Annotated in this window: 17 protein-coding genes; 3 read left to right on the forward strand and 14 right to left on the reverse strand. The window is 64.2% G+C overall.

All coding sequences use genetic code 11. The annotated features are described in order from the left end of the window. Positions 1 to 16: 16 nt before the first annotated feature. The 14 genes from ACVOLQ_RS01580 to ACVOLQ_RS01645 all read right to left on the reverse strand — a co-directional run bounded on the left by ACVOLQ_RS01580 (position 17) and on the right by ACVOLQ_RS01645 (position 16,812). Complete coding sequence (locus ACVOLQ_RS01580) at positions 17 to 148, reverse strand: hypothetical protein (RefSeq protein WP_275452865.1); 132 nt, start codon at positions 146 to 148, stop codon at positions 17 to 19. Next, positions 145 to 1,764 (reverse strand): hypothetical protein, encoded by a 1,620-nt coding sequence (locus ACVOLQ_RS01585; protein ID WP_481526819.1) that lies wholly within the window; start codon positions 1,762 to 1,764, stop codon positions 145 to 147. The genes ACVOLQ_RS01580 and ACVOLQ_RS01585 overlap by 4 nt, the downstream gene beginning before the upstream one ends. A gap of 18 nt (positions 1,765 to 1,782) precedes the next feature. Then, entirely contained in the window at positions 1,783 to 4,029 is a 2,247-nt protein-coding gene (locus tag ACVOLQ_RS01590) for a type VI secretion system Vgr family protein (protein ID WP_481526820.1), read from the reverse strand. Between the two features lie 452 nt (positions 4,030 to 4,481). Further along, a complete protein-coding gene (recJ, locus tag ACVOLQ_RS01595; protein ID WP_481526821.1) occupies positions 4,482 to 6,209 on the reverse strand; it encodes a single-stranded-DNA-specific exonuclease RecJ in 1,728 nt (575 codons plus the stop codon). After that, positions 6,202 to 7,125 (reverse strand): phosphoglycerate mutase, encoded by a 924-nt coding sequence (locus ACVOLQ_RS01600; protein WP_313171885.1) that lies wholly within the window; start codon positions 7,123 to 7,125, stop codon positions 6,202 to 6,204. Before ACVOLQ_RS01600 ends, recJ begins: the two co-directional genes overlap by 8 nt. Positions 7,126 to 7,127: 2 nt before the next feature. Then, positions 7,128 to 7,592 (reverse strand): transcription elongation factor GreA, encoded by a 465-nt coding sequence (greA, locus tag ACVOLQ_RS01605; protein WP_481526841.1) that lies wholly within the window; start codon positions 7,590 to 7,592, stop codon positions 7,128 to 7,130. Between the two features lie 8 nt (positions 7,593 to 7,600). Next, positions 7,601 to 10,843, reverse strand: coding sequence for a carbamoyl-phosphate synthase large subunit (gene carB, locus ACVOLQ_RS01610; RefSeq protein WP_313171882.1), 3,243 nt, complete (start codon positions 10,841 to 10,843; stop codon positions 7,601 to 7,603). Between the two features lie 54 nt (positions 10,844 to 10,897). Further along, complete coding sequence (locus ACVOLQ_RS01615) at positions 10,898 to 11,458, reverse strand: DUF2059 domain-containing protein (protein WP_481526822.1); 561 nt, start codon at positions 11,456 to 11,458, stop codon at positions 10,898 to 10,900. Then, on the reverse strand, positions 11,455 to 12,585 hold the full coding sequence (gene carA / locus ACVOLQ_RS01620; protein WP_481526823.1) for a glutamine-hydrolyzing carbamoyl-phosphate synthase small subunit: 1,131 nt from the start codon (positions 12,583 to 12,585) through the stop codon (positions 11,455 to 11,457). The genes ACVOLQ_RS01615 and carA overlap by 4 nt, the downstream gene beginning before the upstream one ends. Before the next feature lie 237 nt (positions 12,586 to 12,822). Further along, positions 12,823 to 13,554 (reverse strand): 4-hydroxy-tetrahydrodipicolinate reductase, encoded by a 732-nt coding sequence (gene dapB, locus ACVOLQ_RS01625; protein WP_313171877.1) that lies wholly within the window; start codon positions 13,552 to 13,554, stop codon positions 12,823 to 12,825. 51 nt (positions 13,555 to 13,605) lie between these two features. Then, the gene (locus tag ACVOLQ_RS01630) at positions 13,606 to 14,112 is read right to left on the reverse strand and encodes a hypothetical protein (RefSeq protein ID WP_481526824.1); all 507 of its coding nucleotides are present in this window, start codon (positions 14,110 to 14,112) and stop codon (positions 13,606 to 13,608) included. A 344-nt stretch (positions 14,113 to 14,456) separates the two neighbouring features. After that, positions 14,457 to 14,711 carry a DUF6587 family protein gene (locus ACVOLQ_RS01635; protein WP_313171873.1) on the reverse strand — a complete coding sequence of 85 codons (255 nt, stop codon included), beginning with the start codon at positions 14,709 to 14,711 and terminating at the stop codon, positions 14,457 to 14,459. After that, positions 14,711 to 16,567, reverse strand: coding sequence for a ferrous iron transport protein B (gene feoB / locus ACVOLQ_RS01640; protein ID WP_481526825.1), 1,857 nt, complete (start codon positions 16,565 to 16,567; stop codon positions 14,711 to 14,713). Before feoB ends, ACVOLQ_RS01635 begins: the two co-directional genes overlap by 1 nt. Then, positions 16,564 to 16,812, reverse strand: coding sequence for a FeoA family protein (locus ACVOLQ_RS01645; protein ID WP_313171925.1), 249 nt, complete (start codon positions 16,810 to 16,812; stop codon positions 16,564 to 16,566). The genes feoB and ACVOLQ_RS01645 overlap by 4 nt, the downstream gene beginning before the upstream one ends. Before the next feature lie 125 nt (positions 16,813 to 16,937). Between ACVOLQ_RS01645 and ACVOLQ_RS01650 the strand changes: the two genes are divergently transcribed. The 3 genes from ACVOLQ_RS01650 to ACVOLQ_RS01660 are packed head-to-tail and all read left to right on the forward strand — an operon-like array spanning position 16,938 to position 21,250. Next, positions 16,938 to 17,726, forward strand: coding sequence for an enoyl-CoA hydratase-related protein (locus tag ACVOLQ_RS01650; protein ID WP_481526826.1), 789 nt, complete (start codon positions 16,938 to 16,940; stop codon positions 17,724 to 17,726). A 48-nt stretch (positions 17,727 to 17,774) separates the two neighbouring features. Continuing rightward, positions 17,775 to 18,668 (forward strand): hydroxymethylglutaryl-CoA lyase, encoded by an 894-nt coding sequence (locus tag ACVOLQ_RS01655; RefSeq protein WP_481526827.1) that lies wholly within the window; start codon positions 17,775 to 17,777, stop codon positions 18,666 to 18,668. Continuing rightward, positions 18,665 to 21,250: a sensor domain-containing protein gene (locus tag ACVOLQ_RS01660; RefSeq protein ID WP_481526828.1), complete on the forward strand. Its 2,586-nt coding sequence runs from the start codon at positions 18,665 to 18,667 to the stop codon at positions 21,248 to 21,250. Before ACVOLQ_RS01655 ends, ACVOLQ_RS01660 begins: the two co-directional genes overlap by 4 nt. The last annotated feature ends 2 nt before the right edge of the window (positions 21,251 to 21,252 follow it).

Below are 21,252 nucleotides of genomic sequence, written 5' to 3' on the forward strand. Positions count from 1 at the left end.
CAACACTCCTTGTCGCTTAGATGGCGCGCAACAGCGCACGCAGGAAGGCTTTGACCTCATCGCGATAGTCGGCACTGATCCAGGCCACCACGATGATTCCAATCACGATGGCCACCGCCATCACCGCTGTTTTCCTGCTCGGCGTCATGCCAGTGCTGCTCCTGCTGTTGTCTGTGCTGCGCTACGCGCGGTATCGGCCGCCTGCCACAATTCCGACGGATCCGGTAACGGCTGCATTGCCGGCGGCTCGCTCCATACCGGGATCTCATGGTCCAGGGGGTGTTCGATGGCTGGAATGCCGTTCCAGGATGGATCAAGGAAATCCCGGCCCACGGCGACGATCTTGCGGAAGAACTCATCACCGGCCTGGATCAGTCGTTCACGTTCCTGCTGGGCACGATGAAAGCCCTGCTCCAGCGCCACGTCCAATTGCCGCTCGATGGCATCGAGTGCGGACCGTGCCGGCCGCGGCCCCAGGGCCATCGCATGGTTTTCGGCATCGCCGAACACACGCGCACTGGCTTGCACATACTCGGCCGCGACGTCCTGCAACTTCTGGCAGCGGCGTGCGTCCTGCAACAGCAGCAGATCCCACAGCGCCTGCGGCAGCGTTGTGGTTTTGCGGTCCGCTGGCGGCAAGGGTTTGGCAATACGAATAGCCTCCAGCAGCTGGGTGCGCGCGAGCTCCCGGTTGCCCGCCTGCAACTGGCACCAGCCGGCCATGCGTTGCCCTTCCAGCTGGAACATCGGGTGCGGAATGCTCGCCGCCGAGGTCGAGGCCTGCAGGTAGGTCTGCGCGGCGCGCTCAGGCTGCTTGGCCGTCAACCAGCAGCCCGCCTCGCCAAACCAACTTTGCGTCACCAGATCGGCACCTGCGGCGTTACCGCCCAGCCTGGCACTCTCAGCCGCAGTGCGCGCATTGCGGTAGGCATTGATCGCCTGGGCGTGATCGCCGTGCTTGAGCCAGGCACCGGCCACCATCATCTGTACCACCGACTGCTGGTCATGCCACCCATTGCGCGTGGCCAGTGCCTGCGCACGCTCCGCCCGGCTGACCACCTGGGCGGGGCTACCCCGCTCGATCAACAGCACCAAGTCGGCCAGCAACTGTCGATACAACACCTCCGGCCCGCGCCCGGTGGATTGCGCCGCGGTATCGCGGGCGATGCCAAACATATCGACGTCGCCACCGATCAGCGCGGCCACACCCGCATGCCTGTCCAGCAGCGGCTGCCAACGGGGATCCTCTTCGGTATCCACCAGCACCAGACGCAGCTGCGCGCTGGGCCTGGCGTTCAGCGCAGCCGAAACCCAGCGCTCGAAGCCATCACCTGGCACGTAGCGTTCGGGCTCCAGTACGGCTGCCATCAAGCGCAGATGCGCGCCGTGATGTTCGGCAAAGCTCGCCAGCACCTCGACGACACCCGCGGCAGAATCCGGATGGGTTTCGTTGGGGCCGCGCCAACCCAGCGTCACACCCTGCTCGCGCAACTCGTCCTGGCTGCCAAGATAGCGCTCCAGAAGGTCCTGCTTGATCTGCCTGCTGTAGCGGAAACCCAGTTCGTAGCGGGTATCGATGCGCAGGAAGTAGTCCGGCGTATCGCGCCCTTCATCGTGCCGCTGCATCTCGAAGAAGGCCGCCAGCAGACGACTGGCATTGGCCGGCAGGCGCCATATCAGCAATCGCCGGGAGGGGTCGGAACTTGCCTGCAGCCACGCCTCGCGCAAGGTAGCGAGGCCGCGCAACATGGGGGTGTCCTGCATGCTGAATCTCCGTTCTGCTTAGCAGTTGAGCTTGATCTCGCTGCCGTTGACCGAGACTCCGCTGGCATTGATCACCACTTCCGAACCACCGGCGCTGATCTTGATCTCACCCGCCGTGATCTCGATGGCGGAGGATTCGCCGACGGCTGCGATCAGTTTGGCCGCAGACGACAGGGTCATTTCCCCAGTGGAGAACTGCGAGTGGGTTTCGGTGACCCCCTGCTCGAACGTACCTTCCACCCCGATGGTGCGTGGTCCCTTGTTGGCATCCTCGACGGCACCAGTGACTCCGCGCTTGTCCAAGCCGGTGATGCTGGTTTCGCGCCCGGCAAGATATTGTTCGGTCACCTTTCCCTGCACCTGTTCGAGCGAGGTCGAGGTGATGGTCTGCTGCCACGTGCCGGTGCGCTGGCTGATGTAGTTGCCGGTCAGCGTTGTGGTGAAGGGACCGGTGATGGTTTCGGTGTAGCCGGCGGCGAGAATGGTCTTGGTCTGCCCGGTGTGATACGTTTCGCCGACCGCACCGGTGACGTCCGTGGTGCGCGTTCCGGTCACGGTGGAGGTGTCGGTACCGGTGACAGTGATCCCGCGGTTGCCGGTGACGCCGATGGTCTGGTTACCACCCACCGTCATGCTGTGATCAACCGTTACGCTGGTCGACTTGTTGTTGAGGATGCTGGCAGTCTGGTCATTGAGCACCGTGGTGACCATGTCGCGCTGCGCACGCATGTTCAGCAGTTCCCCGCCGGCACCGTCGTGCATGGTCACTTCGTTCCAGCCCGAACCCTTCACTGTCTTCGACTTCAGCCCGCTGACTTCCATGCCGAACGGGGGCATGTTCTGTTCGTTGTAGACCCGACCCGTGATGATCGGACGATCCGGATCACCGTCGAGGAAGTCGACGATGACTTCCTGGCCGATGCGCGGCGGCGACACGCCGCCCATGTCAGCACCGGCCCACGGACTGGCACTACGTATCCAACACGAGGCATTTTCACGACGGTCCAGCTTGCGGTCCCAGTGGAACTGCACCTTCACCCGACCGTAGGCATCGGCATGCAGCTCCTCACCCGGCGGACCGACCACGGTAGCAGTCTGTGGCCCTGGCATACGCGGCCATGGCGTCTGTCGCAAAGGACGGAAGGGAATTCGTCGGCGCAACACCTGCGCCTGCATTTCCATGCTGGGCAACTCGGCACTGGAGAAATCACTGGCGAAGTTGTTATGCCCCTCGCGCCGCATCGACACCACGAAGAACTGACGATCCACCTCGTCGCGCCCGATGAAATCCGGGTGGCGATCAAGGCTGAAGCACGCGCCAGCGGCGAGTTCGCCCGCGTTGCCTGCGCACTCGAACAACTTCGTTGGCCAGCTGACTTCTTCATTGCGCACCGCCGCCAATGCCTCGCCGACACGACTGTTGGCAAAACGCGCCGCACCGTCGTAACGGTACTGCTCGAGCGGTGGCAACAGGCCCATCGGCACCTGGTTGCCCTGGTTGCCATCGAGCTGTTGCTTGGGCTGCTTGAAATCGAAGCTGCGCAAGGTCTGTGCACTCGGCCCGACCCTGCGTCGTGCGCCCCACCGATGCAGGCCAGTACGCGCCAACGTGCCCTGATCGGAGACATAGGCAACGCTGCCCGGCTCGCCATGCACGACACTGAGCGTGGAGTCATCACTGATGACCAGCGTATGCCCCTCGTCATCATGCACGAAGCTGTAGTACAGGCCGGCATCTTCCAGCAGGCGACTGACGAAGGCGAAATCCGATTCGTTGTACTGCACGCAGTACGACAATGGCGGCAGCTTGCCGGCATTGAGATCGTAGCGATAGCGTGCCAGCTGCTCGTAACCGGCAAACACTTCTTCAATGATCTCCAGGACATTTTTGTCCTGGAAGATGCGGCAGTTGCTGGTGTAATCAAGGAACGCGAACCACGGCGCGACTTCGACGCGGTAGCTGTTGAATTGCGCCTGCTGGCCGGTGCTGGCGAATTCGCGCACATAGCCATGCACGCTGCGGCCGCCAAACTCGTCACCGAGCAATAGTCGCAACGGCTGGCCGACCAGCTGTTTCAACTCCAATCGAGGCTGGGTGGACAGCAATTCGACGTGGTAGAGGAAAGGCGCGGAGACCGACTCGTTGCCGTCGAAACGTTTGACCAGGAATGTCTCTGGTGCGAGTGCGGTCTCTACACGAACCAGGCGGCGGTCCTGATGCAGGCGTTGCAAGCCGCCTGCTGCTGAAAGTGATTCGGCGAACATCGGGCGTTCCGTCGTCCCATGCGTGATCGAGAACCCGACTTTGCCATTGCTTTATGAAACGCGCCAGTTTTCTGACACCCATATCGGGCCTTTGAATACTGAATTCGTAGGAATGTATTAGTGGAGGATGGCCTTCATCACGCAGTCCTCACGCAATCAAAGCGTGGCCAGGTGTTGAACTGCGCGGATTCTGCAATCGTCGGTTTCCAAACGACGTTTGTTGTCTGGACATTCGAGATTCGTCTTTGGTGATGTAGATCACACAAAGCTAGCTATGCAAGTACCGAAGCCCGGGTAAGCAGAGCGCACCCGGGGTCAAGGAACCAGAATTATTCGAGTTGGCCGCAAATGCCCCAGGTGTGCGCCGCTTACCGGGGCTACGCGTTGTGATGGATCCGCGGTGAAGCCCCTGCCGAGCATGGCTCGGCACTACAAGGGATGCTTGCACCCGATCAAACGATTGCGCAGTGCTCGACTATCAGCTGGATGGCTTTGCCGCCGCGGTAGTCGTCGCTCACCAGTCGGTAGGCAAGCTGCACGTGCTGCGCGGGTGCGGTGCCGGTCCAGCCGCTGAAATGGATCGCGTTGATTCGCGCCGAACTCCCGGTCTGACGCAATACGAACTTCAGATGGCGTTCCTTGAGCACGCGCCATTCAAGTACTTCGAATACGCCATCGAACAGCGGCTCGGCAAAGCCCTGTCCAAATGGGCCGGCCATGCGCAGCGCTTCAGCGTGCTGGAAATCCAGCTCTGCGGGAGACAACTCACCATCACTGAGCAGTTGCTGCTGCAGCAAGGCCGGGTCCAGGCTGCGTTGTACCTGCTGTTCGAAGGCAAGCTTGAAAGCCTGCAGATTGGCCAACGGCAAGCTGAGCCCGGCCGCCATCGCATGACCGCCGAACTTCTCCATCAATCCCGGGTGGCTGGCATTGATCGCGGCCAAGGCATCACGGATGTGGAAACCACTGATCGAGCGCGCCGAACCACGCAGTGCATCAGCCCCCGGCTCGGCCGGGGCAAAGGCAATCACCGGGCGATGCAGGCGATCCTTCATCTTGGAGGCGACCAGGCCGACCACTCCCGGATGCCATTCGGCATCGAACAGGCAGGCGGCGACCGGACGTTGCATGCCGTCATCCAACAGCGCACGGGCGACGGCACGCTCGGCATCGTCGGTCATGATCTGCTGCACCGCGCGGCGTTCGGCGTTGATCTCCTCCAGCAAGGTGGCGATGTGCCGCGCCTGCGCCGGGTCTTCGGTAAGCAACAGCTCGATGCCCAGTGCCATGTCTTCCAGTCGCCCCGCCGCGTTGAGGCGGGGCGCAACGGCATAGCCGATGTCGCTTGCACTGAGCCGACGCGGATCGCGACCACTTACTTCGATCAAGGCCTGCAAACCCGCGCAGGCCTTGCCAGCACGCAGCCGGCGCAGGCCTGCGGAAACCAGGGCGCGGTTGTTGTCATCCAATGCCACCAGGTCGGCAACGGTGCCGACCGCCACCAGATCCAGCAAGGTCAGCAGATCAGGTTCGGGCTGCGCAGCGAATGCGGCGCGTTCGCGCAGATGCCGACGCAGCGCCATCAGCACGTAGAAAATGACGCCGACGCCTGCCAATGCCTTGCTGGGAAATGCGTCGCCGTCCACGTTCGGATCGACAATTGCATCGGCCGGTGGCAATTGCTCACCCGGAAGGTGATGGTCGGTGACCAACACCTGCCAACCCAGCGCCTTTGCCGCACGCACGCCAGCATGGCAGGCAATGCCGTGATCGACCGTGACCAATACATCAGGCTGCAATGCCGCCAGCTCTGCCACCAGGGAGGGCGACAAACCGTAGCCATGCAGCATCCGGTTCGGCACCGCATGCACCACGTCACGCGCGCCAAGCATGCGCAGTCCCCGCACCCCCACCGCGCAGGCGGTAGCGCCATCACAATCGAAGTCGCCCACGATCAGAATGCGCTTGTCACCGGCGATGGCCTCGGCCAACAGGCTTACCGCCGCCTGCATGCCACCCAGCAGTTCTGGCGCGTGCAGTTGCGCAAGTCGTGGCTGTGCCTGTTCAGGCGTGGTCGCCCCCCGTGCGGCATAGATGCGGCGCAGCAACGGTAGCGTCCCATCGTTCCAGTCGTCGGCCACGACCGCGTCACGACGAACAATCTTCAAGCTCTCACTCATCGGCCAGCGTCGAAATGGGCTTCTTCCACAGCCGCCAACGCTGCCTGCGGGTCAGGCGATAACCCGTGCCGTCCTCGAAATCCAGCTGCAATTCGCTGAGCTCACCACGCGCAAGCGCTTCAAGCAAAGGAGCGATGGCGTCACGCGTCAGCTGCTGCAGTGAACGCAACTGGCGTAGATCGACCAATGCATCCACGCTCTGCTCGCCGCCCAGACGTACACCGGCCATTGCAGCCAGGCCTTGCAGCAAGGCATCACGGCTACGCACCTGCGCATGTGCGGTCTGCACGGATTGTGGCAGCTTTCCCGCCCCCCAGAACCACACGGAGTTCACCGCACGCTGGCCCTGCGCGACGCGCTGTTCGTTCCAGGGGTGCTGGTGTAGTACCACCTGTGCTTCAGTGAGCAGCGCTCGCCAGCGGCGCCCGTTCTCGCCGCTCGGCAGATGGGCAAACAGGTCATCGCCGAGGACGACATCGGGTTCGGCGAACGCAGGCAATGGCGTGTCGTCCGGCAGATGCAGATACCAACGCGCCGGCGTCGGCGCATCCAACTGGTAGCCGAAGCCGGCGAACAAGGGCTGCAATGCGGGCAACAAGGCATCCACATCGGCCTGTTCCAGGCGCAACGTTTCCGCCGCTGCCATCAGCCGCGCGCCTTGCATGTCCGGCACGATGTTGGCCGGATCGGCGCGCAGCCAGAAGCCATCGGCGGCGTCGCCGGCATCGGCCTGGCGGGTCAAGGCGGCAGCCGACCAGTCGGCCGGCTGCACGCTGAAGTGACGGCGCAGCTGCGCCAGTTCACCGGCTGTACCGAGCGAGCGCTCGGCACGGCCCAGGGCCGTAGCCACCTGCGCCGGCAGTTCGCCTGCCGGAAAACGGCTGCGCGCGGGCAGCAGCAGTGTGGCTTTGGCCATCGTCAGTCGAGGTATTCGACGCTGACGATTTCGTACTCACGCTGGCCAGCCGGCGCATCGATGGCGATGGCGTCGCCCTCGTTCTTGCCGATCAGGGCACGCGCCACCGGCGAGGAAATGGCGATCAAGCCCAGCTTGATGTCCGCTTCCAGGTCACCGACGATCTGGTAACGCTTCTCTTCATCGGTTTCCACGTCGGCCAGGGTCACCGTCGCGCCGAACACCACCTTGCTGCCAGCATTGAGCTTGCTGATGTCGATGACTTCCGAGTGCGACAGCTCGCCTTCCAGCTGCTTGATGCGGCCTTCGATGAAGCCCTGCTCTTCGCGTGCGGCGTGGTACTCGGCGTTTTCCTTCAGGTCACCGTGCTCGCGTGCTTCGGCGATGGCGGCAATGACCTTGGGACGCTTTTCCGACTTCAGGTGATCGAGTTCGTCACGCAGGCGCTTGGCGCCCTTCATCGTGATGGGGGCTCTCATGCATTCAACTCCTTGTGCAGTTCCTGCAACGACAACACCGGACCGGTGCCACGGAACTCCAGCGACTGTACCAGCGCCTTGGCGCCAGCAACGGTGGTGGAGTACGTGATGCGGTTCTGCAGTGCCTCGCGGCGGATCGAGAACGAGTCGTTGATCGCTGCACGACCTTCGGTCGTGTTGACGATGTAGACGATCTCGCCGTTCTTGATGCTGTCCACGATGTGCGGACGGCCTTCAACCACCTTGTTGACCACGTCGCAGGTGTAACCGTGCTGCTGCAACCAGGCAGCGGTGCCGCGGGTGGCGACCAGCGAGTAGCCACGTTCGACCAGGCCTTGCACCGCCGGCATCACGCGCTGCTTGTCAGCGTCGCGTACCGAGATGAAGACCTTGCCGACCGGCGGGGTCTTGATGCTGCCGGCTTCCTGCGCACGTGCAAACGCGGCGCTGAAGGTGCGACCAACGCCCATCACTTCACCGGTGGAGCGCATCTCCGGCCCGAGGATCGGATCGACGCCCTGGAACTTGGCGAACGGGAAGATGGCTTCCTTCACCGAGTAGTAGTCCGGCACGATTTCCTTGGTCGCGCCCTGCTCGGCCAGCGTCTTGCCGGCCATGCAGCGGGCGGCGATCTTGGCCAGCGCCATGCCGGTCGCCTTGGACACGAACGGCACGGTGCGCGAGGCACGCGGGTTGACTTCCAGCAGGTAGATCACGTCCTTGCCATCGGCATCGGCCTGGATCGCGAACTGGGTGTTCATCAGGCCGACGACCTGCAGTGCCTTGGCCAGCTCGGTGACTTGGCGACGCAGTTCGGCCTGGGTTTCAGCCGACAGCGAGTACGGCGGCAGCGAGCAGGACGAGTCACCGGAGTGCACGCCGGCTTCTTCGATGTGCTCCATCACGCCGCCGATCAGGACCTTGCCGTCCTTGTCGCAGATGATGTCGACGTCGGCTTCGACCGCGGCGTCGAGGAAGTGGTCCAGCAGCACCGGCGAATCGTTGGACACCTTGACCGCGTCGCGCACGTAGCGGGCCAGGTCGGCTTCGCTGTAGACGATTTCCATCGCACGGCCGCCAAGCACGTAGCTCGGGCGCACCACCAGCGGGTAGCCGATCTCGCGGGCCAGCAGCAGGGCTTCCTGGTCGTTGCGGGCGATGCGGTTCGGCGGCTGCTTCAGGCCGAGCTTCTCGACCAGCTGCTGGAAGCGCTCGCGGTCTTCGGCCAGGTCGATGGAGTCCGGCGAGGTGCCGATCACCGGCACGCCATTGGCTTCCAGCGCACGTGCCAGCTTCAGCGGGGTCTGCCCGCCGTACTGCACGATCACGCCCTTGGGCTGCTCCAGCTCGACGATCTCCAGCACGTCTTCCAGCGTCAGCGGCTCGAAATACAGGCGGTCGGAGGTGTCGTAGTCGGTCGAAACGGTTTCCGGGTTGCAGTTGACCATGATGGTTTCGAAACCATCCTCGCGCAGGGCGAGCGCAGCGTGCACGCAGCAGTAGTCAAACTCGATGCCCTGGCCGATGCGGTTCGGGCCGCCGCCCAGGATCATGATCTTGTCACGGTTGCTCGGCGCGGCCTCGCACTCGTCCTCGTAGGTCGAGTACAGGTAGGCGGTGCCGGTGGCGAATTCGCCGGCGCAGGAGTCAACGCGCTTGTAGACCGGACGCACCTTGTGGGCACGACGCAGTGCACGGATGGCCGCTTCGTTGGTACCAGTCAGCTGCGCCAGGCGAGCGTCGGAGAAACCGGCGCGCTTGAGCTTGCGCAGGCGCGCAGCGTTCAGCGAATCGATGCCTTCGGCATGGACCTGCTTTTCGTCAGCGATGATCTCTTCGATCTGGTCGAGGAACCACGGGTCGATGTGCGACAGGCCGTAGATTTCTTCCACGCTCATGCCGGTGCGGAAGGCATCGCCCACGTAGAACAGACGCTCCGGGCCCGGGGCCTTGAGCTCGCGCTTCATGGTGGCGACGTCGTCGGCATTGCCCAAGTCCAGCTCGGTCGGGTCGAGGCCGACCTTGCCGGTTTCCAAGCCACGCAGCGCCTTCTGCAGCGATTCCTTGAAGGTGCGGCCCATCGCCATCACCTCGCCCACCGACTTCATCTGAGTGGTCAGGCGCGCGTCGGCGGCCGGGAACTTCTCGAAGGCAAAACGCGGAATCTTGGTGACGACGTAGTCGATGGACGGCTCGAACGAGGCCGGGGTCAGGCCGCCGGTGATTTCGTTCTTCAATTCGTCCAGGGTGTAACCGACCGCCAGCTTGGCTGCGACCTTGGCGATCGGGAAGCCGGTGGCCTTGGAGGCCAGTGCCGAGGAACGCGACACGCGCGGGTTCATCTCGATCACCACCACGCGGCCGGTGGTCGGGCTGATGCCGAACTGCACGTTCGAACCGCCGGTATCCACGCCGATCTTGCGCAGCACGGCGATGGAGGCATCGCGCAGGCGCTGGTATTCCTTGTCGGTCAGGGTCTGTGCCGGCGCCACGGTGATGGAGTCACCGGTGTGCACGCCCATCGGATCGAGGTTCTCGATCGAGCAGACGATGATGCAGTTGTCCGCGGTGTCGCGAACCACTTCCATCTCGAATTCCTTCCAGCCCAGCACCGATTCTTCGACCAGCACTTCGGTGGTCGGCGACAGTTCCAGGCCACGGCCGACGATCTCGATCAGCTCTTCGCGGTTGTAGGCGATGCCGCCGCCGCTGCCGCCGAGGGTGAAGGACGGACGGATGATGGTCGGGTAGCCAACGCGGGTCTGGATTTCCAGCGCCTCTTCCAGCGTGTGGGCGACGGCGGCGGTCGGGCATTCCAGACCGATCTCACCCATCGCCACGCGGAACAGCTCGCGGTCTTCGGCCATGCGGATGGCTTCGCGCTTGGCACCGATCAGCTCGACGTTGTACTTCTCCAGCACGCCGTGGTCAGCCAGGTCCAGCGCGCAGTTCAGCGCGGTCTGGCCGCCCATGGTCGGCAGCAACGCGTCGGGGCGCTCCTTGTCGATGATCTTCTCGACCGTCTGCCAGTTGATCGGCTCGATGTAGACGGCGTCAGCCATCTCCGGGTCGGTCATGATCGTGGCCGGGTTGGAGTTCACCAACACCACGCGGTAACCCTCGTCACGCAGCGCCTTGCACGCCTGCGCGCCGGAGTAGTCGAACTCACAGGCTTGGCCGATGACGATCGGGCCGGCGCCGATGATCAGGATGGTTTTTAGGTCGGTGCGCTTTGGCATTTTCTTCTCTAAGTCAGTACAGCGTGTCTGGGGGAAGTGATCGCACGCTGTCGATCAGGAAAACTCTTCTGGATCAATCGTGACACCGCATTGGCTCTGGATGCGCTCGCTCATGCGCAGCGGCAGGCCATCGGGCATGTCGCCCAGCTCCGCAAGCACGGCGCCCAATGCTTCATAGGAGCCGCTGGCCATGAACTCGCCTACCTGCTTGCGCTCCAGCTCGCTGGGCTCGCCTTCGAACTCGGCAGGCAACGCCGTGCCGTACATCATCTGGCGCTGGCTGGCGACCATGCGCTTGCCACCCTGGCTGGAATAGAACGTCTGCCAGCGCTTGAGGTGCTGCTGCCCGTCGTTGCCAAGCTTGGCGACCAGGCGATCCACCAGTGCTTCATTCAGCACCTCGCCGATCGGCGTGGCCATGCATTCGCGTTGTGCTGCTGGAAACTGCTGGAAGAGCGCGACACTGGCCAGCATGGACGTGGCCGCATCATTGCCCATGCGTTCGAAGCCGGTCAGCGGCAGCAGATCGCGGATCTCCTGCGCGGTCACTGGCGCCGCGCTGGCCACCGAGGTGGCCAGCAGCGCCGGCAACATCAGCCAGCGCGCCTTGCTCACGCCTTGGCCCCTTCCATCAGGGTGATGAAGCGGTCGAACAATGGTGCCACGTCACGCGGACCCGGCGAAGCTTCCGGGTGGCCCTGGAAGGAGAACGCCGGCGCATCTGTCAGCGCGATGCCCTGGATGGTCTGGTCGAACAGCGAGCGGTGGGTGACCCGCACATTCGCCGGCAGCACGCTTTCGTCGATGGCGAAGCCGTGGTTCTGCGAGGTGATCATCACCCGACCGTCGTCGATGTCCTGCACCGGGTGGTTGGCACCGTGGTGGCCGTGGCCCATCTTCATGGTCTTGGCGCCTGCGGCCAGGCCCAACAGCTGGTGGCCCAGGCAGATGCCGAAGGTCGGGATCTTCTGCTCGACGAAGGTCTTGATCGCGCTGATGGCGTAATCGCAGGGTTCCGGATCGCCCGGGCCATTGGACAGGAACACGCCGTCCGGCTTCAGCGCCAGCACTTCGGCAGCGGGCGTCTGGGCAGGCACCACGGTCAACTCGCAGCCGCGCTCGGCCAGCATGCGCAGGATGTTGGTCTTCACGCCGAAGTCGTAGGCCACAACCTTGAACTTCGGTTCGGCGCGCACGAATTCGTTGCGGTCCAGGTCCAGCTGGCCTTCGGTCCAACCGTAGGACTTGTCGGTGCTGACCACCTTCGCCAGATCCATGCCCTTCAGGCCGGGGAACTTGCGGGCAGCTTCCAGCGCCTTCTCGACATCGATGTCGGGGCCAGCCATCAGCGCGCCGTTCTGGGCGCCGCGCTCACGCAGGATGCGGGTCAGCTTGCGGGTATCGATGCCGGAGATGGCCACCACGCCGCGCTGGATCAACCAATCCTGCAGCGACACCTGGTTGCGCCAGTTGCTCGGGCGACGCGGCACATCGCGAACGATCAGGCCCGATGCCCATACCTTGGAGGCTTCGTCGTCCTGGTCGTTCATACCGGTGTTGCCGATATGCGGATACGTCAGGGTGATCATCTGCCGGGCGTAGGACGGATCGGTCAGCATTTCCTGGTAACCGGTCATGGCGGTGTTGAACACCACCTCACCCACGGATAGGCCGGGCGCGCCTACGGATTCGCCCTCGAATACGGTGCCGTCTTCGAGCACGAGAATTGCGGCTTGGGTCACGGGAATCTCACTTTGGCTACCGGGGGACTCCGAAGCCACGCCTGCGTTCACGGTCAAAAACCGGTTGCAAAAAAGCGCGGACGGCGGTCTGGGAACCGGTCCGGCTAACGTGTTTCGGCGAGCCGGAATTGTAAAGGCAAGGGGGCACCAACGCCAGCGCCCCGTGCGCTTTCCTTCAGCTGTTCAGTGGTTACAGAAGCCACGTTCCGGACGGAATGTGTTCCGCATTCAGCTATTTCAGGCCTGCTCGGACGTCCCGACCAAGTCCCTCACCCGGTATTGCCCCGGACTGCGCTGGCGCAGCTGCTTGGCCGCATGCAGGGCCCCACGCGCAAAAATGTCCCGATTGGTGGCCCGATGGACCAGCTCCACCCGCTCGCCGAGCCCTGTGAACTGGACGAAGTGCTCGCCGATGATGTCGCCAGCACGCAGACTGGCATAACGCGGTTCCGCGCCGCCGTGCTGGGCCGACTCCCCCAGTGTCAACGCAGTACCGGATGGGGCGTCCTTCTTGTGCACGTGATGGGACTCGATGATGTCGCAGTCCCAGCCCGGCAATGCCGCCGCTGCCCGCTCCACCAGCTCGGCCAACACGGCGACACCCAGGCTGAAGTTGGTCGCCCACACCAGGGGGATGCCGCCCGCGGCTGCGACCAGCGCCGCCTGCTGCACATCACTGATGCCGGTTGTGCCGGAGACCAGCCCCACACCACGCTCCACGCACAGCGCCAGGATCGGATCGAAACCTTCGGGCAGACTGAAATCGATCGCTACATCAAAGGCCGGCACCCCGGACAGCTCGCTGGCAGCGAAATGCGGGATGCCCTCGATCACGCGTTGTGCCGGCGGTTTGCGCACTACTGCGGCCACCACCTGCAACGAGGAGTCTTCTGCCGCCAGACGCAGCAGGGCTTGGCCCATGCGCCCGGAGGCACCGTGGATCAGCAAACGGGTTGGAGTCGTATTCATGCCCGCACGCTAACGCCTCGGATGCCCAACACACAAGCGCACAGCGCGCGTTTACATCCTGCCGACGTGGGTGGTGGCGCGACTGCCAGTGACGTAAGTGCGCCAACGACTGCGCTCCACGGCGTCACGCCCCCGACTGACCATACGAATGCCAGCCATCTCGACGATGGCCGAAACCTCGACCTCAGCCGAACGACCATCGCTGGCTATGCTGATGCTGATTACCTTCTGCTCGTAACGCAGCGGCATGCGACCGCCAAAGGCTTCCCGGAACTGGCGCAGTTGGCCCATGCTCTCCACCAGCGAAGCACAGTACTGTGCCCTGTCGTAGCGCTGCTCGACCTGCTCGGTTTCGGTCTTGGTGATCGTGGTCTGCACATAATCCTTTGACAGCATCTCGCACAGCGGCTTGTCATCAGCCGCCGCCAGCGCCTGATCGGCGCGCAGGTAAAGAGCGCGCACCTGCGATTCCGTGATCTTGTTGCCGCCATGCAGATAGATCGATCCGCCCACGGCCAGCACCACCACCAGCCCCACAACGCCAAGCAATGACCTCATGCCTTCCCCCTGTTTGCTTCCTGCAATCGCTGCAGTGTACAACCCGCGCGCGCCGTGTAGCCAAGCCCTGCCCCGCTGCCAACGAGGCAGGCAGCAAGGCGGAATTGCCCGGCACTGCGCGGACAGGATTCAAGCCCGGGCAAGCGCAGGATCGTAGCCGGATAAGCGCAGCGCACCGGGGGGCGAGGGTCTCCTGACCTTTCAGCTGTCAGCCAAGGGCCCCGGGTGCGCTTGGCTCGCCCGGACCACGACGCTGTCAAATTCGGCCTTCACTACAGTGTGTCGCCCGATCATCCCGCCCGCGAATGCAACAACGCCGGGGTTCCCCGGCGTCGTCCACGTGTTCAATGCTGCTTGGGCTCGCTTGGTCCGCAGCTGTTGCAGCCACCACAGGCACCGCCGCTATTGGTCGCCGGTGGCGCCAATCGGCGCCCCCAGGCCTGCAACCGCGGCGAACGCTGCGGCCTGACCAGCCATAGCGCCAGCAGGCCTCGCAGTTTGCGCAATACGCCCGGGAACTGCTTCTTCAGCACCACCCAGGCACTGACCAACACCGCCACAGCGATGATCAGGTACTGAAGCAGCAGCCCCTTGTCCATCAGCCCGCCCCCAAGGCCACGGCGACCTGGTAGGTCACAAATGCCGCCAGATACGCCGCACCAAACAGGTAAACGGTGGCAAACGCCATCTGCTTCCACGAGTTGGTCTCACGCTTGATCGTGGCCAGGGTGGAGATACACATCGGCGCGTAGATGAACCACACCATCAGCGACAAGCCGGTCGCCAGGCTCCAGCCATCGCTGATCACCGGGGTCAGTGCCTGGATGGCCGCGTCGTCATCGGCCGCCGACAAGGCATAGATCGTGGCCAGCGAAGACACCGCCACCTCGCGCGCGCCCATGCCCGGAATCAAGGCAATGCAGATCTGCCAGTTGAAACCCAATGGGGCGAAGATCACCGCCATCGCATGACCGATCTGGCCGGCGAAGCTGTAATCGATGGCCGGCATCGTCGCATTCTCCGGCGCACCCGGGTAGGACAGCAGGAACCACAGCAGGATGGTCAGCGACAGGATGATGCCGCCCACGCGCTTGAGGAAGATCATCGCGCGCTCGTACAGACCCACCAGCAGGTCGCGCGGATTGGGCAGGCGGTAGGACGGCAGCTCCAGCATCAAGGGATGTTCGCTCTTGTCGCGACGGAACTTCTTCATCGTCCACGACATCACCAACGCACTGAGGATGCCGGCCACATACAGGGCAAACAGCACCAGCCCCTGCTGGTTGAACACGCCCCACACAGTCTTGGCCGGGATGAAGGCACCAATCAGCAAGGCGTACACTGGCAAGCGCGCCGAGCAGGTCATCAGCGGCGCCACCAGGATGGTGGCCAGGCGATCCCGCGGATCCTGGATCGAGCGGGTGGACATGATGCCCGGCACCGCGCAAGCGAAACTCGACAGCAGCGGGATGAACGAGCGCCCGGACAAACCGGCCGAGGCCATCATCCGATCCAGCAGGAAGGCAGCGCGCGGCAGATAGCCCGACTCCTCCAATGCCAGGATGAATGCAAACAGGATCAGGATCTGCGGCAGGAACACCAGCACGCCGCCGACACCGGCAATGATGCCGTCCACCAGCAGGCTGCTCAGCGGTCCTTCCGGCAGCTTCTCGGCCACCACCGGTCCCAGCCAGCCAAAGGCTGCCTCGATGCCGTCCATCAATGGTGTCGCCCAGGCATACACCGCCTGGAAGATCAGGAACATCACCACCGCCAGGGTCAGCAGGCCGTAGATCGGGTGCAGCAACCAGCGGTCCAACGCGTCGTCCACCTTGGCGGTGGGCGCTGGCATGCGCACCGCCGAGGCCAGGATGTCGCGCACCTGCACGTGGTAATCCACACCGGGCTCGGCCGCATGCACCGACATGGCGTCGAGCTTTGGCATCAGCGTATCGATGCGCTCGACCAGCGCGCGTGCCCCGTTGTGGCGCACCGCGACGGTTTCCACCACCGGCACGCCCAGCGCCTTCTCCAGCGCCGGCACGTCGATCTCGATGCCGCGCTTGCGTGCTGCATCGACCATGTTCAGCGCCACCACCATCGGCTTGCCGAGCTCGCGCACTTCCAGCGCGAAGCGCAGGTGCAGGCGCAGGTTGGTGGCGTCGATCACGCAGATCAGCGCATCCGGGGCAGCTTCGCCCGGGTAGAAGCCCCGGCACAGATCGCGGGTGATGGCCTCATCCAGGCTGGCCGGATGCAGGCTGTAGGCGCCGGGCAGATCCAGCACCGCGTATTCCTGCCCGGACGGTCCGCGCATGCGGCCTTCCTTGCGCTCCACGGTGACGCCGGTGTAATTGGCCACCTTCTGGCGGCTGCCGGTGAGCTGGTTGAACAGTGCGGTCTTGCCGCTGTTCGGGTTACCTACCAGCGCCAGCCGGGCGATCGCGGTACTCATGCCTGTGCTCCCTGTGCGCTGACCTGGACCCGTGCGGCCTCGCTACGACGCAGCGCAAAACGGGTGAAGCCCACCTGGAACAGCAGCGGCTCACCGCCCACCGGGCCACGTGCGACCAAGCGGACCTCCTCCCCGTTCACAAAGCCGAGTTCGCGCAGACGACGCGCAATGGCATCGTTTGCATGCAGGTCCTGAACGCTTTCCACCCGCGCTGAAGCATGCAGCGGCAAATCTGACAACGTCACTGAATGGGCGCCTATGTAGAGTTGATAAGAATGGTTATCAATTCTAGCATCGCCGCGCTGCGTCATGGCGTCCCACCCCTGCACCGCTATGATTCGCCGGATTTCCGTTAAAACAGGCATTACCAATGAGCGATGCACTGCTCGTGCAGCAGCAGGGCGCGATAGCGACCCTTTCGATGAACCGACCGGACCTGCACAACGCCTTCGATGCGGCACTGATCCAGTCGTTGACCGAGACCTTGTCCAGTCTGGGCGCCGACCCGGGCGTTCGAGCCGTGGTACTGGCAAGTACCGGCCCCTCCTTCTCCGCCGGTGCCGACCTGCAGTGGATGCGGGCGATGGCCACCGCCAGCCAGGAGGAGAATCGCATCGACTCACTGGCACTGGCTGGGCTGATGCGCACCCTCGACGAACTGCCCAAGCCGACCATCGCCCGCGTACAGGGCGCCGCCTTCGGTGGCGGCGTCGGCCTGGTGGCCTGCTGCGACATCGCCATTGCCGCTGACAGCGCGCGCTTTGGGCTGACCGAAAGCCGGCTCGGCCTGCTGCCCGCGGTCATCTCTCCTTACGTGATTGCGGCAATCGGCCCGCGCCAGGCACGTCGCTGGTTCGCCACCGGCGAGCATTTCGACGCCCTTACCGCACAGCAGATGGGCCTGGTTCACCAGGTAGTGGCCGCCGATGCCTTGGATGCCGCCGTGCAGACCCAGCTCAACCTGCTGGGCAAGGCCGGTCCGATTGCCGCCGCATCAGCCAAGGTATTGGTCCGCGAGGTCCATGGCGCCGGGGGTGACCGCGACGGACTGGACCGCGCCAATGCGGGCCTGATTGCCGCCCTGCGCGCCTCCGATGAGGGCCGCGAAGGGCTGTCGGCCTTCCTTGAGAAGCGCCCCCCGCGCTGGGTGGCGAAGTAATCTGCGCTCCAGCCCAACCCGCGCCCTCTTCCAGCCAAAGACCGCTCCATGAATGATTTCGTCCGCATCGTCGAAGTAGGCCCGCGTGACGGCCTGCAGAATGAGAAACAGCAGGTCGCCACCGCCGACAAGATCGAATTGATCGACCGGCTCTCGGCTACCGGCCTGCGCAGCATCGAAGCCACCAGCTTCGTCAGCCCGAAATGGGTGCCGCAGCTGGCCGACGCCGCCGAGGTATTTACCGGTATCCAGCGCAAGCCCGGCGTCAGTTACCCGGTACTGGTGCCGAACGAACAGGGTTACGAACGTGCCCTGGCGGTAGGCGTCAGCGAGGTTGCCGTGTTCACTGCGGCATCGGAGCAGTTCAACCGCACCAATACCAATGCCGGCATCGACGAGTCGCTGCAGCGCTTCGAACCGATCCTGGCCCGTGCCAAGACTGATGGCGTGCGCGTGCGCGGCTATGTCTCCACGGTACTGGGCTGCCCCTACCAGGGCGAAGTGCCGTTGGCCGACGTGGTCCGCGTGGCTGCCCGCCTGCATGCCATGGGCTGCTATGAAATATCACTGGGCGACACCATCGGTGTCGGTACCCCGCTCAAGGCCCGCGCGATGCTGCAGGCGGTGGCTGCCGAAGTGCCGGTGACCGCCCTGGCGGTGCATTTCCATGACACCTATGGCCAAGCCTTGGCCAATATCGCCAGCTGCCTGGAGGAAGGCGTGCGAGTGGTGGACTCGGCGGTGGCCGGCACCGGCGGCTGCCCCTATGCGCGCGGCGCCAGTGGTAATGTCGCCAGCGAAGATGTTATTTACATGCTGCACGGCATGGGGATGCGTACCGGCGTGGATCTGCCGGCGTTGGCCGCTACGGGGAACTGGCTCGCAGAACGACTGGGCCGGCAGACAGGCAGCAAGACAGGCAGGGCTTTGACAGTGTCATGACCGGAACCAGCCAGCTGGGTGTATCTGACGACGGCGATCATCGCGCCGCGCATGTCGACGCGCTGGCTGGACTGGAACATGCATTGCAGCAGCCGCTGCCACTGGCCCTGCAACAGGCGCTGCTGGCTGCACGCTCGGCCTTGACCGAGGCCATGGCCGAGCGGCGCGTTGCCCAACGCCGTTACGCCGCGCTGTTCGACGCGGTACCCGACCCGGTCAGCATCCTCAGCGCTACCGGCGTGGTGCTGGACGTCAACAGCGCCGGGGTCCGGGCCTATGGCCGCACCCGCGAAGCGATCGTCGGCCAGCCCATCGAACTGCTCAATCCGGACCTGCCTGCCGACCACCTGGAGCCGGTCTGGGAAACCCTCAATCGTGGCGAAACCTATGTGGTGGAAGTCACCAACATGCGCGGCGATGGCAGCCGTTTCCCGGTGGAAGTGCACTCGGCCACCATCGAGCACGATGGCGAACACTGCATCGTTGCCGTTGCCCGCGACCTGAGCCGGCGCTGGCAGGCCGAAACCCGCTATCGCCTGCTGCTGGAGTCCATCGACAAGGGGGTGATGTTGTTTGATCGCCACCTCGGCATCATCTCGGCCAACCCTGCCGCACACCGCATCTTCAACCTGGGCAGCGCTGCCCCGGCCAAGGTGCCACTGAACAATGACGAGTGGATCAGTGTCGATGAGCATGGCCGGCGCCTCCGCCCCGAGCAATGGCCGGTAAGCCGCGCCTTCGCCGAAGGCCGGATCATTCCCAGCACCATCATCGGCCTGTACCACCGCCCCAACGGGCGGATGATCTGGATATCGATCACCACGGTGCCGGTGTTCTCGGCGGGCTGCGACCTGCCGGACCACGTGTTCTGCCTGTTCAGTGACATCACCGAACTCAAGCGCGACCATGCCTTGTTTGACCGCGCCCAATCGCTGGCCCATATCGGTGGCTGGGAATGGGACCGTGGCCAGCAGCACCTGTACCTCACCGGCGAAGCGCAGCGCATCCTGGGCCAGCAATCGGCGCCAACCGATCTGGATCAACTGCTGGCCTGCCTGAACAGCCTGTCGCGGCTGCAACTGCAGGAGGCAATGGAACAGGTGGTCGAGCAACACACCGGCTTTGAACTGGAACTGCAAGGCCAGCGCGCCAGTGGCCACAGCTTCTGGGTACGGATGATCGGCGAGGTCGAGCCCGGCGACCTCGCCTCCACCCGCATCGCCGGTACCTTGCAGGACATCACCGAGCCCAAGCACGCCGAGCAGACCCTCAAGAACCAGGCGCGTACCGACCCCCTGACCGGCATCATGAACCGCGACGCGGCACTCACCGACCTCGAAGCGCGGCTGGGCAATCCCTCGCACGCCGAAGTGGCAGTGCTTTACATCGACCTGGACCGCTTCAAGACCGTCAACGATGTGCTTGGCCACAACGCCGGCGACCTGCTGCTGATCGAAGCCACCCGCCGCATCGCCGACGCCATTGGTACCGAAGGTTTGCTGGCACGCTTTGGCGGCGATGAATTCGTTGTCACCTGCGACGCCCGCGACCTGCCCGGACGCCCGGAGAAACTGGCCGAGGCGATCACCCGCGCCTTCATCCCCCCCTTCCAATTCGGCAAGGACGAGTTCCCGGTCACCACCAGCATCGGCATCGCCCGCGCGCCCAGGGACGGCGTGCGCCCGCAACAGCTGATCCAGAACGCCGACCTTGCCATGTACGAATGCAAGCGGCGCGATCGCAATGGCTGGCAGCTGTTCTCGCCGGAGCTGGCGCGTCGCCAGCGCGACCGCCTGCAGATCGAGCGACGCCTGCGCAAAGCCCTGGACCGTGACGAATTCCGGCTGGTCTACCAACCGCAGGTCGACCTGCGCAGCGGCCAGATCATCGCCTGCGAAGCGCTGATCCGCTGGCGCAACCGCCAACTGGGCGAGCTGCGCCCGGACATCTTCATCAGCCATGCGGAGAACACCGGCGACATCGTCCGCATCGGCGAATGGGTGCTGCATCAGGCCTGCCGGCAGGTCCGCGAATGGCAGCGCGAAGGCCTGGGCCTGATGCGGGTGGCGATCAATGTCTCCTACCGCCAGTTCAGTGGCGACCGCTTGGCCCGCCAGGTGCGCGAGGTGCTGGACCACTATCACCTGCCCGGCAGCGCGCTGGAGCTGGAGTTCACCGAGCGGGTACTGATCGAGGATGCCCCGGCTACCCTGCGCACCTTTGCCGAGCTGCGCGCGATGGGCGTGGTATTGACCATCGATGACTTCGGCGAGGGCTATAGCGCGCTCAACTACCTGCGCACCCTGCCCATCCACGGCCTCAAGCTCAGCCAGCTGTTCATCAGTGGCGTACCCGACAATCCCTCCGATGTCGCTGTCTGCGAGGCTGTCTGCGGCATTGCCCGCAGCCTTGGCCTGGGACTGGTGGCCGAAGGCATCGAGTCCGAAGCGCAGCGCCAGTTCCTGCTTGGGCTCGGCGTGCCGGTTGGCCAGGGCTTCCTGTTCGCCCCCGGCCTGTCGCCGCCTGACTTCAGCCGACGACTGACCCGGGCTGAGCTGGCAGCCCCCACACCTCACGCCTGATC

Source organism: Stenotrophomonas sp. STEN031 (assembly GCF_056759975.1).